This window comes from Actinokineospora lacus, from assembly GCF_053813445.1.
Genome location: NZ_JBQERA010000001.1, coordinates 155,736 through 170,284 on the forward strand (window position 1 = coordinate 155,736; position 14,549 = coordinate 170,284).

The 14,549-nt window shown below is 71.9% G+C and carries 14 protein-coding genes; 5 read left to right on the plus strand and 9 right to left on the minus strand.

Annotated features, from left to right (window positions below; genetic code table 11):
- Positions 1-41: 41 nt before the first annotated feature.
- Positions 42-1,910, minus strand: a complete 1,869-nt coding sequence (locus ACTG9Q_RS00810; protein ID WP_455570597.1) for a glycosyltransferase — start codon at positions 1,908-1,910, stop codon at positions 42-44.
- Between the two features lie 39 nt (positions 1,911-1,949).
- Positions 1,950-3,833: a glycosyltransferase gene (locus ACTG9Q_RS00815; RefSeq protein ID WP_455570598.1), complete on the minus strand. Its 1,884-nt coding sequence runs from the start codon at positions 3,831-3,833 to the stop codon at positions 1,950-1,952.
- Between the two features lie 275 nt (positions 3,834-4,108).
- Between ACTG9Q_RS00815 and ACTG9Q_RS00820 the strand changes: the two genes are divergently transcribed.
- Both ACTG9Q_RS00820 and ACTG9Q_RS00825 read left to right on the plus strand, forming a co-directional pair.
- Positions 4,109-4,801 (plus strand): glycosyltransferase family 2 protein, encoded by a 693-nt coding sequence (locus ACTG9Q_RS00820; protein WP_455570599.1) that lies wholly within the window; start codon positions 4,109-4,111, stop codon positions 4,799-4,801.
- A 1-nt stretch (position 4,802) separates the two neighbouring features.
- Positions 4,803-5,150 carry a DUF2304 family protein gene (locus tag ACTG9Q_RS00825; RefSeq protein ID WP_455570600.1) on the plus strand — a complete coding sequence of 116 codons (348 nt, stop codon included), beginning with the start codon at positions 4,803-4,805 and terminating at the stop codon, positions 5,148-5,150.
- Here the strand turns inward: ACTG9Q_RS00825 and ACTG9Q_RS00830 are convergent.
- Positions 5,140-6,066 (minus strand): NAD-dependent epimerase/dehydratase family protein, encoded by a 927-nt coding sequence (locus ACTG9Q_RS00830; RefSeq protein WP_455570601.1) that lies wholly within the window; start codon positions 6,064-6,066, stop codon positions 5,140-5,142. The two genes, ACTG9Q_RS00825 and ACTG9Q_RS00830, sit on opposite strands and share 11 nt — an antisense overlap.
- 7 nt (positions 6,067-6,073) lie before the next feature.
- On the minus strand, positions 6,074-7,282 hold the full coding sequence (locus tag ACTG9Q_RS00835; RefSeq protein ID WP_455570602.1) for a hypothetical protein: 1,209 nt from the start codon (positions 7,280-7,282) through the stop codon (positions 6,074-6,076).
- Between the two features lie 163 nt (positions 7,283-7,445).
- On the opposite strand from ACTG9Q_RS00835, the gene lhgO reads away from it, so the two are divergent.
- Positions 7,446-8,621, plus strand: a complete 1,176-nt coding sequence (gene lhgO / locus ACTG9Q_RS00840; protein ID WP_455570603.1) for an L-2-hydroxyglutarate oxidase — start codon at positions 7,446-7,448, stop codon at positions 8,619-8,621.
- Here lhgO and serS read toward each other — a convergent pair.
- The 4 genes from serS to ACTG9Q_RS00860 all read right to left on the minus strand — a co-directional run bounded on the left by serS (position 8,618) and on the right by ACTG9Q_RS00860 (position 12,135).
- Complete coding sequence (serS, locus tag ACTG9Q_RS00845) at positions 8,618-9,874, minus strand: serine--tRNA ligase (RefSeq protein WP_455570604.1); 1,257 nt, start codon at positions 9,872-9,874, stop codon at positions 8,618-8,620. The two genes, lhgO and serS, sit on opposite strands and share 4 nt — an antisense overlap.
- Before the next feature lie 36 nt (positions 9,875-9,910).
- Positions 9,911-10,321, minus strand: coding sequence for a DUF350 domain-containing protein (locus tag ACTG9Q_RS00850; RefSeq protein WP_455571288.1), 411 nt, complete (start codon positions 10,319-10,321; stop codon positions 9,911-9,913).
- Between the two features lie 79 nt (positions 10,322-10,400).
- A complete protein-coding gene (locus ACTG9Q_RS00855) occupies positions 10,401-11,567 on the minus strand; it encodes a glutathionylspermidine synthase family protein (RefSeq protein ID WP_455570605.1) in 1,167 nt (388 codons plus the stop codon).
- A 1-nt stretch (position 11,568) separates the two neighbouring features.
- Entirely contained in the window at positions 11,569-12,135 is a 567-nt protein-coding gene (locus ACTG9Q_RS00860) for a hypothetical protein (RefSeq protein WP_455570606.1), read from the minus strand.
- A gap of 168 nt (positions 12,136-12,303) precedes the next feature.
- Between ACTG9Q_RS00860 and ACTG9Q_RS00865 the strand changes: the two genes are divergently transcribed.
- Positions 12,304-13,224: a septum formation family protein gene (locus tag ACTG9Q_RS00865; RefSeq protein ID WP_455570607.1), complete on the plus strand. Its 921-nt coding sequence runs from the start codon at positions 12,304-12,306 to the stop codon at positions 13,222-13,224.
- Positions 13,225-13,227: 3 nt separating this feature from the next.
- On the plus strand, positions 13,228-13,578 hold the full coding sequence (locus ACTG9Q_RS00870) for a metallopeptidase family protein (protein ID WP_455570608.1): 351 nt from the start codon (positions 13,228-13,230) through the stop codon (positions 13,576-13,578).
- Between the two features lie 25 nt (positions 13,579-13,603).
- Here ACTG9Q_RS00870 and ACTG9Q_RS00875 read toward each other — a convergent pair whose 3' ends face one another.
- Positions 13,604-14,500 carry an AurF N-oxygenase family protein gene (locus ACTG9Q_RS00875; protein WP_455570609.1) on the minus strand — a complete coding sequence of 299 codons (897 nt, stop codon included), beginning with the start codon at positions 14,498-14,500 and terminating at the stop codon, positions 13,604-13,606.
- Between the last annotated feature and the right edge of the window lie 49 nt (positions 14,501-14,549).

The following is a 14,549-nucleotide window of genomic DNA, read 5'->3' on the forward strand; positions in this document are numbered from 1 at the left end:
CCCGCCCCCCAGCCGGGAGGCGGGCCCATCCGCGTGTTCGGCTACCGCTGGAAGACCTTGCGCCAGGACTCCACGGAGGTCAGGTCCCCGAAGGCGTCGCGGTACTCGGCCTTGAGCCGGGGCCACTCGGTGATGAGCCTGCGGTAGGTCGTGGCGGCCTGCTTGGACAGCTCCCGGAACTGCGCGGGGTCGCGGCGGCGGAAGGCCACCCCGCTGCCGTCGGGGTTGGACACCGTGGCGCTGTCGAGGTTGCCCAGCAGGAACCACAGCGCCTTGCCCGCGGGCACGTTCACCTGGGGCCGCTCGGCCGCGGCGGCCTGGGGGGCGCGCAGGTTGTGCAGCACCGCCTTGGACGCGCGCGCGGCGATCCGCACCGGGTGCACCGGCGGGCGCAGCAGGTTCTCCGCGTGCAGGGCGTCGAGCGTGGGCGCGGGGAACGCCCCCGCCGAGGTCTCGGTCTGGGCGTCGGCGAACTGCTTGCGCAGCGCCAGGATCTCCGGCAGCGTCGTGGCGAGGGTGTCGAACATCCGGTCCGGCCCGGCCATGAAGTCCTCGACGGCCTTCAGCTCGACGGCGACGGTGGAGTACTCCATCGACAGCAGCCTGCGGATGGTGGCCCGCAAGCCCTGCTTGAGCAGCGTCTTGCGCAGGTCGTGGTCGGTGTAGAGCGCGGCGACGACGAGCCGGTTGCGCAGGTGGTAGTACGCCGTCCAGTCCGAGTTGTCGTTCTTGTCCGTCCACGGCATGTGCCAGACCGCCGAGCCGGGCAGGGTCACCGTCGGCACGCCGCGGTCCAGCGCGCGCATCGAGTACTCCGCGTCGTCCCACTTGATGAACAGCGGCAGCGGCAGCCCGTTGCGCTCCACGACCTCACGCGGGAACAGGCACATCCACCAGCCGTTGTACGAGGAGTCGACGCGCCGGTGCAGCTCGCGGGTCTCGCGCAGGGAGTGGGCGCCGAAGTCGTGGTCGACGACCGCGCCCGGCGCGGCCCGCCACACCATCGCGCCGCGGTCGACGACCTCTCCCATGGTGTGCAGGCGGGCCTTGGCCTGCAGGTTGAGCATCTGGCTGCCGACGATGAGCGGGTTGGTCGCCGCGGCGGCGAACGCGCTGGCCCGCAGGATCGAGTCCGGTTCGAGGGCGATGTCGTCGTCCATGAGCATGACCTGGTCGGCGTCGCTGTTCTCCAGCGACTCGAACAGCCCCCGGCTGAAGCCGCCGGAGCCGCCCAGGTTGCCCTGCTCGATCAGCTCCAGGCGCCCGTCGAGGGCCTCGCGCGCCTCGGCGAAGCGCGGGTGGTCCTTGACCCGCTTGCTGCCCTGGTCGGCGACGAACACCTTCGCCACCAGGTCGAGCACCTTCTGGTCCTCGGAGAGCGCCAGCAACGAGGTGACGCAGTCCTCGACCCGGTTGAAGGTGGTGGTGGCGATGGAGAGCTTGCGCGGGGGCAGCACCAGGGCCGTGGTCCACGCCGCGTCGGTGATCTCCATGGCGGTGTCGTCGGTGAAGACGTCGAACCAGATCCAGCCGCCGTCCTCGAACGGGGCCAGGTCCACCGGCAGGGCCAGCTCGACCCACTCGGCGCCGGAGCGCACGGCCTCGCCGCGCACGTGCACCTGGTCGCCGTTGGGCTTGGAGCGGTACATGTCGACCCGGCCGCCGCCGCGTGCCCGCAGGCGCAGCGTCACCTCGGTGACCCGGGTCCAGCGCTTCCAGTAGCTCGCCGGGAACGCGTTGAAGTAGGAGGCGAAGGACACCCTGGCCGATTTGGGCACCGTGACCGCGAACCGCGAGGACACGTGGCTGTGCACGGTGCCCGGCTCGTCGAGGTACAGCGGGCGCACATCGACCGGTTCGGCGTCCCTGGGCAGGATCACCCGCTGCAGCACGCTGTGCTGGTCGGTCACGTCAACTCCTCCGCCAGGCTCCTCAGCCCGGCTCGTGGACTACAGGCCGTAGAGCCGCTGCCAGTTCTCGCGGCTGGTCACCTCGGGGACGGCGGCACGGTACTCCCCGCGCAGGCGCGGGGTCTCGCTCGCCACGGCGCGGATCGCCCTGGCCGCGCGCTTGGCCAGCGCCACGGTCATCGCGCGGTCGCGCTTGCGGAACCGCACCCCCTCCTGGGAGGCGTCGGTCACCACCACGGAGTCGAACTGCGAGGTGTGCCACCAGGCCGAGTCCGCGGCGGGCACGATGCCGGTGGCGTGCACACTGCGGCCCATCGCCAAATAGATCAGGCGCTTGAGCAGCACGAGCCGGTTGAGGCTCGGCTCGGGCCCCGCCTTGATCATCGGCGGGACGCCCTCGATGTCAGCGGGGCTGTGCAGCACGGTGTCGGGGTACCGCGCGCGCTCCTTGCGGATCGCGGCGGCGGCCGCGGCGCCCCCGTCGGCGAAGATCTCCGGGCCGCGCAGGAAGTCCTCGACGGCCATGATGACCGTGACGGCCAGGCCGTACTGCATGCCCAGCAGGTAGCGCACCACGCGGGCCATCAGCGAGCGGGCCACGACCAGCGGGTCGGTCTCGGAGTGCAGCGCGGAGACGACCATGGCGTTGCGGACGGCGAAGTACTCGTTCCACTTGTCCGCGTCCTTCCAGTCGAAGTCCGCGTGCCACACCGCCGCGCCGGGCAGGGTGACGGTGGGGATGCCCCGGGTCCGCGCCCGGTAGCCGTACTCCACGTCGTCCCACTGGAAGAACAGCGGCAGCGGGAAGCCCAGCTGCTCGACGACCTCCGAGGGGATCATGCACGACCACCACGCGTTGTAGTGGGCGTCGACGCGCAGGTCGCCGCGGTTGGGCTTGCCCAGCGGCAGCCCGTCCTCGTCCTCGGCCTCGGCGAGCAGGTCGACGTCGTCGAGGCCGCCCTTGACGACCTTGCCCGGCACCAGCCCGGCGAAGTCGGCGTACTCCGCGCCCGCGAGCAGCTTGGTCGGGTGCAGCAGCCGCAGCATCTGCCCGCCGACGATGGTGGGCGCGCTCGTGCGCGCGGCGAAGGCGCTGAGCCGGACCACGATCTCCGGCTCGCACAGCACGTCGTCGTCCATCAGCAGCACGTTGGCGGGCTTGCCCGCCTCGGTCACCTCGTACATGCCGCGGCCGAAGCCGCCCGCCCCGCCGAGGTTGGGCTGGCGCAGGTAGCGCAGGCGCCCGTCGAGGGCCTTCTCCGCGTCGGGGAAGGCCGCGCGCGACTCGACCAGGTCGCTGCCCTGGTCGACGACGTAGACGTGCTCGATGAGCTGGAGGGCCTCGGGGTCCGACGACAGCGCGCCGAGGGTGGCGACGCAGTCGTCGGCGCGGTTGAAGGTGCAGATCACGATGGAGGTCAGGCGCCGCTCGGCGGGCGCGGCGACGGTCCAGGCCAGCGACTCCACGACCAGCGCGGCGTCCTCGGTGGCCAGGTCGACCCAGAGGAAGCCGCCGTCGAGGAACATCGTCAGCCTGCCGGTCAGCCGGACGGTGGCGCCGCGGGCGCCGTCGACCACCTCGGCGGCGACCGTGCGGGTCTCGCCGTTGGTGTCGGAGGCGACCAGGGCGACCTTGCCCGAGCCGGTGACGGTCAGCTCGACGACGACCTCGTCCACCACCGTCCAGCGCTGCCAGTAGCTGGCCGGGAAGCGGCCGAAGTAGGTGTCGGTGGTGACCTGCGAGTGCGGGTTGACCGTCAGCCGGGTCCGGGTGCGGGCCGCCGACCCGGCCACGACCTCGGCGTACAGTTCGTCGGGCACCACCGTCGCCGGTCCGGTGAACAGACCGCGCTGGGCGGGGAGTCTGCCCTCCCCGGTCGTGGTTTCCGCGGTCTCGCTGGCTGCCGAGGTGCTACCGGGCATGGGTCTTCTCAGTCCTCCGCCGATCGATGGGCCCCGCTGGGCAGGCGATCGCTCGATGTCGAGATGTCGGTGTCGCGGCTCCCGCCCGCGGCGCCCGCGCGGTGCGAGCACCCCACGGCGCCGATCACGTGCGGCCAACACAGGTTACCCGCTCGGGACTCGGGCGCAGCGTGAGCCTGGGGACAGGCTGCGCGCGCGGGGCTCGCGCGCACGGCTACCCTCAGCGGTGAACGTCCGGCCGCCCGGCACGGCGGCCACCACCATTCGGAGGAATCGTGACCGACTGGTCCGACGTGTGGCTGGTCGTCCCCGTCTACAACGAGGGCCAGGTCATCGCCGACGTCGTCCGGCACGCGCGGCAGACGTTTCCCAACGTCGTCTGCGTCGACGACGGCAGCGCCGACGACTCGGCCGCGCGCATCAGGACCACCGGCGCGCACCTGGTGCGCCACCCGGTGAACCTGGGCCAGGGCGCGGCCATCCAGACCGGCGTGGAGTACGCCAGGGCCCAGCCGGGCGCCGCGCTGTTCGTCACCTTCGACGCCGACGGCCAGCACCAGGTCGAGGACGTGGTGCGGATGCTGCGGCGGCTGCGCGCCGAGGACGTCGACATCGTCGTCGGGACCCGGTTCAAGGGCACCGACACCAGCCACATCCCGTGGATCAAGCGGCTGGTGCTGCGCACCGTCGTCCTGCTGAGCCCGCGCACCCGCCGCCTGGGCCTGACCGACGCGCACAACGGGCTGCGCGCGTTCAACCAGACCGTGGCGCAGCGCGTGAACATCCGGCTCAACGGCATGGGCCACGCCTCGGAGATCGTGGAGATGATCGACCGGCACGGCTGGCGGGTGACCGAGGAGCCGGTGACGATCCTCTACACCGAGTACTCCATGTCGAAGGGGCAGTCGCTGATCAACGGCGTCAACATCCTGTTCGACTCCGCCCTCCGCACCGGTTCGAGGCGCTGACGTGATCATCCAGATTCTGCTGATCCTGGCCGTGGTCGCCCTGCTGATCAGCTTCCTGCGCCACCACGGCAAGAGCCGCACGGCCGCCGGGGTCAAGATCGGCTTCGCGCTGTTCATGGTCTTCGGCGTGATCGCGGTGCTGGTGCCATCGGCCACGAGCGCGCTGGCCAACCTCGTCGGCGTCGGCCGCGGCACCGACCTGCTGCTCTACGGCACCGTGGTCGCCTTCGGGTTCGCCACGATCAACACCTACCTGCGGTTCAAGGAGCTGGAGCACCGCTACGCCAAGCTGGTGCGCGCCATGGCCATCCAGGGCGTCGAGCGACCCGAGGACCGCCCTAGCGCCTGAAGTGGTCCACCGTGCGGCGCACGCCCTCGGCGATGTCGACCTCCGGCTTCCAGCCCAGGTCTCGGCGGGCGAGCGTGGCGTCCAGCGCGGAGGCGCGCAGGTCGCCGAGCCGGGCCGGGGCCCGCTCGGGGTTGTCCTCGACGCCCACCGCCGCGGCCACCAGGGAGTGCAGCTCCCGGTCGGAGACCTGCACGCCGGTGCCGATGTTGTAGCGGGTGGCGCTGCCCCGCTCCCCCGACGCGGCGACGAACGCGGCCACGACGTCGGTGACGAAGACGTAGTCGCGGGTGTTGCCGCCGTCGCCGTAGAGCCGGGTGGGGCGGCCTTCGAGCAGGGCGTTGGCGAAGATCGCGACCACGCCCGCCTCGCCGTGCGGGTCCTGCCGGGGGCCGTAGACGTTGGCCAGGGCGAGGTGCGTGCAGTCCAGGCCGTAGAGCTGCTGGTAGGTGTTGAGGTACAGCTCACCGCTGATCTTGCCCGCCGCGTACGGGGACTTGGGGTTGACCGGGGTGTCCTCGGTGACCGGCAGCGAGGTGGGGGTGCCGTAGATGGACCCGCCCGAGGAGGCGAAGACGACCTTGCGCACGCCCGCGGCCCGCGCCGCCTCGGCCAGGTTGACCGTGCCCAGGACGTTCTGGGTGGTGTCGAGGATCGGGTCGGCGACGCTGATCCGGACGTCGATCTGGGCGGCGAGGTGGAAGACCACCTCCGGCGCGGCGTCCTTGAGCACCCGGTGCAGGTCGGGGCTGGTCACGTCGACCTCGTGGACGGCGACGCCGCCCGCGACGGCGGCCAGGTTCTCGCGGCGGCCGCGGGTGAAGGTGTCCACCACGGCGACCTCGTGGCCGTCCCGCAGCAGACGTTCGACCAGGGTGGACCCGATGAACCCGGCACCGCCGGTCACGAGAGCGCGCATGCGCCCATCATGCCCTGGCCAGGACCTCCGTCGGGGACGCCCCCACATCGACGAACGCCCCCATGAGGTCGACGGTGGCGTGCACCCGGCCCGCCTGGTTGTAGACCAGCGTCAGGTCGCGGGGGGACATGCCGACGACGGCCGCGTTGGCGACCGTCCGGCCGAGCGGGACGTGCACGGTGGACACGTCGGGGCGCGGGGTGTCGGCGTTGCCCCACACGGTGAGCCAGGTGGTGGCGTTCGGGTCGATCCCGGTCACGTTCAGCAGGACGCCGGTCGTGGTGGGGGGCACGGCGTCGGAGACGGAGAAGGCCACCCTGGACCTCGCGGGGATCGGCAGGCCGGGCATCCCGTTGGGGTAGGGCCGCCTGCTGTCGTACTCGCGGACCGGCACGCGCGCGCGGAACGCCGAGCCCGAGCCCTGGGTGTAGTAGCCCGCCAGCTCCATGACGACGTGCGTGCGGCCCAGGTGGTTGTAGATGTCGACCGAGCGGCCCGCGCCCACGGCGACGGTGACCAGGTTGGCCCGCGTCTCCCCGGCGACGACGTTGATGCTGGACGCCGTCGGCCGCGGGCGCCCGGTCGGCCACGCGACGAGGTGGGTGGCCGAACTCGGCTCGGTGGCGATCAGGTTGAAGGTCACCGCGACGGCGTCGGCGGGCAGCGCGCCGCCGAGGCTGACGGTGCGGGAGGAGGCCGGGCCCAGCGACGTGCCGGACCGGGTGTCCAGCACGCGGTGCTGGGTCACGCTGTGGAAGCCCGCGCCCGCGCCGCTCTGGTAGTAGCCCACCAGGTCGGCGATCACGTGGGTGGACCCGGCGGCGTTGTACAGGTCCACGCCGCGGATCTGGTTGACGCCGACGGTCACCTGGATCAGGCGGTTCTCCCTGGCCCGCAGGGTCAGCGTCGGGCCGACCCGCTGGGCGCCGACCGGGGACGCGGTGAGGTGGGTGTCCGCCGTCGGGTCGGAGCCGGTGATGTTGAGGACCACCGCGCTCGTCCCCGCGGGCACCCGCTGCGAGAGGTCGGCCCGCAGGGTCGCGCCGGGGCCGATCGGCCTGGCGCCGCGGGTGTCGAGCACCCGGAGCGAGTCGACCGGGACGAACCAGCCCGGCTGGAAGTCCGGGGGTGCCGTGTCCGCCAGCGCCGCCTGCGGCAGGGCCGTGGCCGTGACGAGCAGGAGCAGGAGCAGGGCGATGAGTCCGGTTCTGGCCATGGGCAGGGTCTCCCGGGAGCAAGCGTGCGAGGTCCCGACCGGCGGGAACTCGCACGCTATACCACTCGTGGCGGCTGTGGTGCCGTCAATCGGCGTAGGGCTCGGGTGGTTCCGCCGTCGTGGGGCGGCGCCTGCCGCGACGCCGGCGGCCTAGGCTGTGGGCGTGCGGACTGTGGTGGTCGTCGGTGGCGGGATTCTGGGGTTGGCCACGGCTCATGAGCTGGTGGAGCGCGGGTTCCGGGTCACGGTGCTGGAGAAGGAGCCCGGCTGGGCCGCGCACCAGACCGGGCACAACTCCAACGTGGTGCACGCGGGCCTGTACTACGCGCCGGGGTCGTTCAAGGCGCGGATGTCGGTCGCCGGGAACAAGTCCATTGTGGACTTCGCCAGGGAGCACGGGGTTCCCGTCAGCGTCTGCGGGAAGCTGGTGGTGGCCACCGCCGAGTCCGAGGTGCCCGCCCTCAACGCCCTGGCGGAGCGCGCCCGGGCGAACGGGGTGCCCGCCCGGCTGGTCTCGGCGGCCGAGGCCCGGGAGTGGGAGCCGGAAGTCGCGTGCGTGGCGGCACTTCGGGTCGAGAGCACCGGGATCATCGACTTCCCCCGGGTGTGCGCGGCGCTGGTGGGGCTGCTGGAGTCCAAAGGGGCCGAACTGCGGCTGAACACCGAGGTGTTGGGGATTCGGGCGCGGGGCGCCACAGTGGAGGTTGCCACCGGGGGCGAGGTGCTGCGGGCGGACGCGCTGGTGAACTGCGCGGGCCTGCACAGCGACCGGATCGCGCGGATGGCCGGGGTCCGGACGCGAGTGCGGATCGTGCCGTTCCGCGGGGAGTACTACGAACTGCGGCCGGAGGCGGCCGGGCTGGTCCGCGGGCTGATCTACCCGGTCCCCGACGCGAGCCTGCCGTTCCTCGGGGTGCACCTGACGCGGATGCTCGACGGGAGCGTGCACGCCGGGCCGAACGCCGTGCTGGCGCTGCGGCGGGAGGGCTACCGCTGGCGTGACTTCTCCGCGCGGGACCTGGCCGAGACGCTGCGGTTCCCCGGCACGTGGCGGCTGGCCCGCCGCTACGCCTACCCGGTGGGCCTCGACGAGGTGCTGCGCTCGCTGAGCGCCAAGCGGTTCGCGGCCAGCCTGGCGAAGCTGGTGCCCGCGGTGTCCGAGAAGGACATCGTGCGGGCGGGCTCCGGGGTCCGGGCGCAGGCGATGCTGCCCGACGGGACGCTGCCGCAGGACTTCCTGATCGAGACCGCGCCGGGGCAGGTGCACGTGCTCAACGCGCCGTCCCCGGCGGCGACGTGCGCCCTGGAGATCGGGCGGCACGTCGCCGACCTGGTCTAGACGGGCTCCAGGACGTCCTTGCCGAGGAAGGGCCGCATGGCCTCGGGGACGACCACGGAGCCGTCGGCCTGCTGGTGGTTCTCCAGGATGGCCACGATCCAGCGGGTGGTCGCCAGGGTGCCGTTCAGGGTCGCGGCGGTCTGGGGCTTGTTCTGCTCGTCGCGGTAGCGCACCGACAGGCGGCGGGCCTGGAAGGTGGTGCAGTTCGACGTCGAGGTCAGCTCGCGGTACGCCTGCTGGGTCGGAATCCAGCCCTCGCAGTCGAACTTGCGCGCCGCGCTGGCGCCGAGGTCGCCGGTGGCCGTGTCGATGACGCGGTACGGGACCTCGATCTTGGCGAGCATCTCCTTCTCCCAGGCCAACAGCCGCTCGTGCTCGGCCTCGGCGTCCTCGGGCCTGCAGTAGGAGAACATCTCGATCTTGTCGAACTGGTGCACGCGGATGATCCCGCGGGTGTCCTTGCCGTAGGACCCCGCCTCGCGGCGGAAGCAGGTCGACCAGCCCGCGTAGCGCTTGGGCGCGCCCAGGTCGATGATCTCCTCGGCGTGGTACCCGGCCAGGGCCACCTCCGAGGTGCCGACCAGGTACAGGTCGTCCTCGGCGAGCCGGTAGATCTCACCGGCGTGCGCGCCCAGGAAACCGGTGCCCGCCATGATCTCCGGGCGCACCAGCACCGGCGGCACCATCAGGGTGAACCCGGCGGCGGTGGCCTGCGCGGCGGCCATGTTCAGCAGGGCCAGCTGCAGCTGCGCGCCCACCCCGGTGAGGAAGTAGAACCGCGAGCCGGACACCTTCGCCCCGCGCTCCATGTCCAGCGCGCCCAGCCGCACCCCGAGGTCGAGGTGGTCGAGCGGGGTGAAGTCGAACTCCCTCGGCGTGCCGACGTGCTCCAGGACGGCGTAGTCGTCCTCGCCGCCGACCGGGGCGGCCGGGTGCACCAGGTTGGACAGGGCGCGGTGGCACAGCTCGAAGGCCGCCTCGGCCGCGGACTGCTCGGCCTCGGCGGCCTTGACCTCGGCGGCCAGCTCCTTGCCCTTGGCGATCAGCGCGTCGCGCTCCTCGCCGCGGGCCCTGCCGACCTGCTTGCCGAACTGGCGCTGCTCGGCGCGCAGGGTGTCGGCGCGGGAGATCGCGGAGCGGCGCTTCTCGTCGGCGGCGAGCAGGGCGTCGACCGCGGCGGGGTCGTCGCCGCGGGCGCGCTGGGAGGCGCGCGCGGTCTCCGGGTCGTCGCGCAGAACCTTGAGGTCAATCACAGGGGGTGAGGGTAGTCGCAACCCCCCGGGGCCGTCCTAGGAGATGGCGACCGCGACGATGAGACCCAGGGCGAGGTGCACCGCGGCGACCACGACGCTGGCCGGGGCGAAGCGCTCGTCCTCGATGGTGCTGCCGACGTCGAGCTTGGTCACCCACTCCAGCGTCCGCACCGCGAGCACCTGGGCGATGATGCCGATCAGGCCGAAGACCACCGAGGTGATCAGGCCCGCGGTCAGGTCGCTGGCGGAGAAGTAGATCGCCACGACGATGATCAGCGCCATGCTGAGCATGCCCGAGGCGGTCACGATCACCGCGTTGGGCCGCCCGGAGCGGACCAGGTCGGAGAGCTTGCCCGGGGTGGTCCAGTCGATGGCGTAGAACCCGATCAGCATGAGGACCAGGCCGACGATCGCGTAGAGCGCGATCGCGCCGATGCCGCGGGCCATGTCGCTGCCGAAGTTCTCCGGCAGCGCCAAGCTGGCCGCCGTGGCGAGAGTGCTGGTCACTGGTCCTCCATGGACGTGCTCATACGGTTGGGATGCGGTGCGGAACGAAGGCGGCGCCGTCGTCGGTCACCAGCCCGGCGGTCTCGCGGATGCCCAGACCCGCGGCGTGGTCGCCGACGATCCACGCGCCGAGGGCGGGGCGGTAGCCGTCGAACTCCGGCAGCGGGTCGAAGGCCTGGTAGACGAAGCCCTCCGCGCCGTAGACACCGCCGGTGCTGGTCTCATAGCCCGGCGCGACGATCTGCACGTTGGCGCCCTCGCGGCCGAGCTTGGGCTTGCGGACGTACTCGGTGAGGATGCCGGGCTGGTCGATGAAGGCGGGCAGCAGGTTGGGGTGGCCGGGGTACATCTCCCACAGCACGGCCAGGATCGCCTTGTTCGACAGCAGCATCTTCCACAGCGGCTCCACCCACAGCGTCGCGGGCAGCGACTCGACGACGCGCCTGCCGAACTCCTCGCCGACCATCCACTCCCACGGGTAGAGCTTCATCACCGTGGCCATGGGCACCTCGGCGAGGTCGACGAAGCGCGCCAGCTCGGCGTCCCAGCCGATCTCCTCGATGGCCAGGCCCACGGTGTCCATGCCCGCCTCGGCCGCGGTCTCCTGCAGGTAGGCGGTGGTGATGTGGTCCTCGCCACTGGAGTCGGCGCCGGACCAGGTGAAGTGGATCTCCCGGGAGGGCAGCAGGCCGCCGACCTCGGTCCAGCGCTCCACCAGCTTCTCGTGCAGGGAGTTCCACTGGTCGTCGTCCGGGAAGACCTCGGTCTTCCAGAACCACTGCACGACGGCGGCCTCCAGCAGGGAGGTCGGGGTGTCGGCGTTGTACTCCAGCAGCTTGGCCGGGCCGGTGGAGTCGTAGCGCAGGTCGAAGCGGCCGTAGAGGTGCGGGTCGTGGCGCTTCCACGACTCGGCGATGTGCGGCCAGGCCCACTCCGGGATGCCGAAGTCGCGGTAGCGCTCCATCAGCACGACGGTGTCGACGGCCTCGAGGCACATCGAGTGCAGCAGCTCCACGTCGGCCTCGATGGACAGGATCTCGTCCATGTCGAACACGTAGTGGACGGACTCGTCCCAGTACGGGCGCGCGCCGCCGTCGCCGTAGCGGGCGGGCTGGCCGAAGACCAGCCCCTGCGACTCGATCTTGGCACGCCAGTCGGCGCGGGGCCGTGAGCGCTCACGGCGCACGTCAGCTGCCCCCGCTCTTGCCGCCGCTGCCGCCGACGCCGAGCCCCCCGCGCTGCACGGTCTTGCCCGAGGGGGACTTCACGGTGGCGCCGGAGGGGGCGACGAAGCTGCCCCCGCTGACCCGCTGCCCGACCGCGCCCGCGCCGCCGTAGTTGTAGCGGTAGGAGGTGCCGCCGATGAAGATGAACCCGCCGCTCACGTAGCCGCCGTTACTGCGCGCGTAGTTCTCGTCGCAGTAGTCCTCCTCGACGATCACGCCTTCGGGGTTGACGCACTGGGCGGTGACCTCGTCGGGCTGCGAGGACGCGTAGATCACGGCCACCAGTCCGACGACGCCGACCGTCACACCGGTGCCGATCAGGATGCGCTTGCGCTTCTTGCGCTTCTCCTCGGCCTCGGCCGCGGCGGCGTACTCCGCGTCGCGGGCGCGCCGCTGCGCCTCCTGCCTGGCCCGGCGCTCGGCCAGGCTCGGCTCGCGGGGCACCGTGGTGTGGGGGTCCTGGTAATTGATCGACCCCGGCCGGTGCTCCGGCGGCTCGTAGGGCTCTGGGTTGTCTTTGTCAGTCATGAACCACTCCCGGCGCGCACATTAGCCCAAACACCAGCCTTGACGTCGGGGGAATGACCTGATCGAAACCTGAATCACTCCCGAGGGCGTCCGCACTCCCGCGGACACGGCATCATGGTGTAGATGTCTGGACCCGGTGATTGGTTTCGCTCAGCCGACAGGGGCACGATGCGCACCCGGCTGTGGATGGTCGCCGCCTGCGTGGGGGCGGTCATGGTGCTGGGCACGAGCATGGCGTTCTCCTGGCCGGTGGCCGTCGGCGGCACCGACGTGCCCACGCCGGAGGACGAGCGCGCGCTGGCCTTCGACTCCCCCGCGGGCACCTGCCTGTTCTGGTCGGCCCCCGACGGCGCGGACATGCGCAGGGTCGACTGCGCCGAGCCGCACCTGTTCGAGGTCACCAGCAACGTCGACATCGCCGCGGAGTACCCCGAGGCCGCGCCGCCGCCGGAGCTGGCCCGCTGGCAGGAACTCGCCGTGGAGAAGTGCGCACCCGGGGTGACCGACTACCTCGGCGGCACCCTGGACCCGAACGGCCGCTACAAGGTCAACGCGCTCAAGCCCTCGGCCGCGCAGTGGGAGGAGGGCGACCGCAAGCTCCGCTGCGGCGTCCAGACCGCCAGCCGCTCCGGGGCGCTGCTGCCCGCCAAGGGCTCGGCGGCGGGCCAGGACCAGTCCGGCATCCACGAGCCGGGCACCTGCCTCGCGCTGGACGGCCAAGCCATCGGCGACCCGGTCCCGTGCAGCGAGCCGCACGCCGTGGAGATCGTCGGCAACGTCGACCTGGGCGCGTCGTTCCCGGACAAGTACCCGGCCGAGGACGCCCAGATCGAGAAGGCCATCGCCCTGTGCGTCGCGGTGACCAAGGAGTACACCAACGGCCTCGACCTGGATAAGAAGCGCCTGATCCCCTACCCGGACGCGCTGAGCGAGGAGAGCTGGGCGGCCGGGTCGCGCAAGGTCGACTGCAAGGTCGCCGCCAAGCTCGGCGACGGCACCGGCCTCGCCCCGGTCACCGGCAGCGTCCGCGGCACCAACCCGACGACCACGACCGCCCCACCGCCGACCACCGCCACCCCCGGCGGCTGAGCCGTGCCGGTGGAGATGACCAGGACCCGCTTCGAGGAACTGGTCGCCGACGCGCTGGACCTCCTCCCCGCGGAGTTCGCCACGGCGATGAACAACGTGGTGGTGCTGGTCGAGGACCGCGACCAGGAGGAGCCGTCCCTGCTCGGCCTCTACCACGGGGTCGCCCTGACGGAACGCACGTCGATGTACGGCGGCGACCTCCCGGACCGCATCTTCATCTACCGCGAGGCGATCCTCGACATCTGCGACTCGGAGGAGGACGTGGTGGAGGAGGTGGCGATCACCGTCATCCACGAGATCGCCCACCACTTCGGCGTCGACGACGCCCGCCTCCACGAACTGGGCTGGGGCTGAACGTCCCGTTTGGACACTTCGACAGTCACAGCAGGTGGGCGGCGCGCAGGAGGTGGGTTGAGGGGCCGCCGACGAGGCCGGTGTCGGTGAGGAAGGACATGACCTTCTCGGTCATCCAGCGGCGGGTTTCGCGGTGGTGGGGGTTGGCGAGGGCGGCGGCTCGGCCCTGGCGGGGGTCGATGCCGACGGAGCGGTAGGCGCGGGGGTTGACCATGGCGTCGATGACGCCGACGGCGGTGACGGCCAGGAGCCAGCGGTGGGCTTCGCGCTGGGCGCGGGTGAGCTTGGGGGTGTCGCGGAGGACGATCTCGCGGGCGAAGCGGACGTGGCGGGCCTCCTCGACGACGTGGATGCGGTTGACCATGCGGATCAGCGGCTGCATGTCGGGGTCGTCCATGGTGGCGCGCTGCAGGCGGTCGGTGGCCTCCTCGGCGACGAGGACCGCGCCGAACATCGACGGGCCGCCCGCGAGCGCGCCGTAGACCTTGCCCGCCTGGCGGATCAGGCGGACCGGGCCGTAGGCGGGCGCGCCGAAGCGGGTGATGGCCTTGGCGAACATGATCGAGTGGCGGGTCTCGTCGCCGATCTCGGTCAGGGCGTACTGGGCGTGGGCCGAGCGCGGGTCGAGGTCGTAGACGTGGCGGACCAGCAGCTGCATGAGGACGATCTCGAACCACAGGCCGACGCTGGCGATGCTGGCGATCTCGTGCTTGGACAGCTCGACGCGCTGCTCCCGCGAGAGCCCGCGCCACAGGTCGGTGCCGTAGAGGGAGACCCGCTCCAGCGGCATGAACGCCTTGCCTGGCTCCAGCGGCGCGTCCCAGTCGATGTCGACGTGCGGGTCGTAGCTGCCGCGGGCCGACGCGTCGAGCAGGCGGGACGCGACCAGGTCGGCGTCCTTGGGCTGCGGGGTTCGCGCCATCGCGAGCCACCTCCTGTTACTAGCGGTAACACTCAACAGGTTGGCGTGG

Coding starts and splice junctions, on each gene's coding strand:
- ACTG9Q_RS00815 (WP_455570598.1), bottom strand. CDS start 3,833: ATGCCCGGTAGCACCTCGGCAGCCAGCGAGACCGCGGAAACCACGACC.
- ACTG9Q_RS00875 (WP_455570609.1), bottom strand. CDS start 14,500: ATGGCGCGAACCCCGCAGCCCAAGGACGCCGACCTGGTCGCGTCCCGC.
- ACTG9Q_RS00830 (WP_455570601.1), bottom strand. CDS start 6,066: ATGCGCGCTCTCGTGACCGGCGGTGCCGGGTTCATCGGGTCCACCCTG.
- ACTG9Q_RS00860 (WP_455570606.1), bottom strand. CDS start 12,135: ATGACTGACAAAGACAACCCAGAGCCCTACGAGCCGCCGGAGCACCGG.
- ACTG9Q_RS00835 (WP_455570602.1), bottom strand. CDS start 7,282: ATGGCCAGAACCGGACTCATCGCCCTGCTCCTGCTCCTGCTCGTCACG.
- ACTG9Q_RS00850 (WP_455571288.1), bottom strand. CDS start 10,321: ATGGCCCGCGGCATCGGCGCGATCGCGCTCTACGCGATCGTCGGCCTG.
- ACTG9Q_RS00865 (WP_455570607.1), top strand. CDS start 12,304: ATGCGCACCCGGCTGTGGATGGTCGCCGCCTGCGTGGGGGCGGTCATG.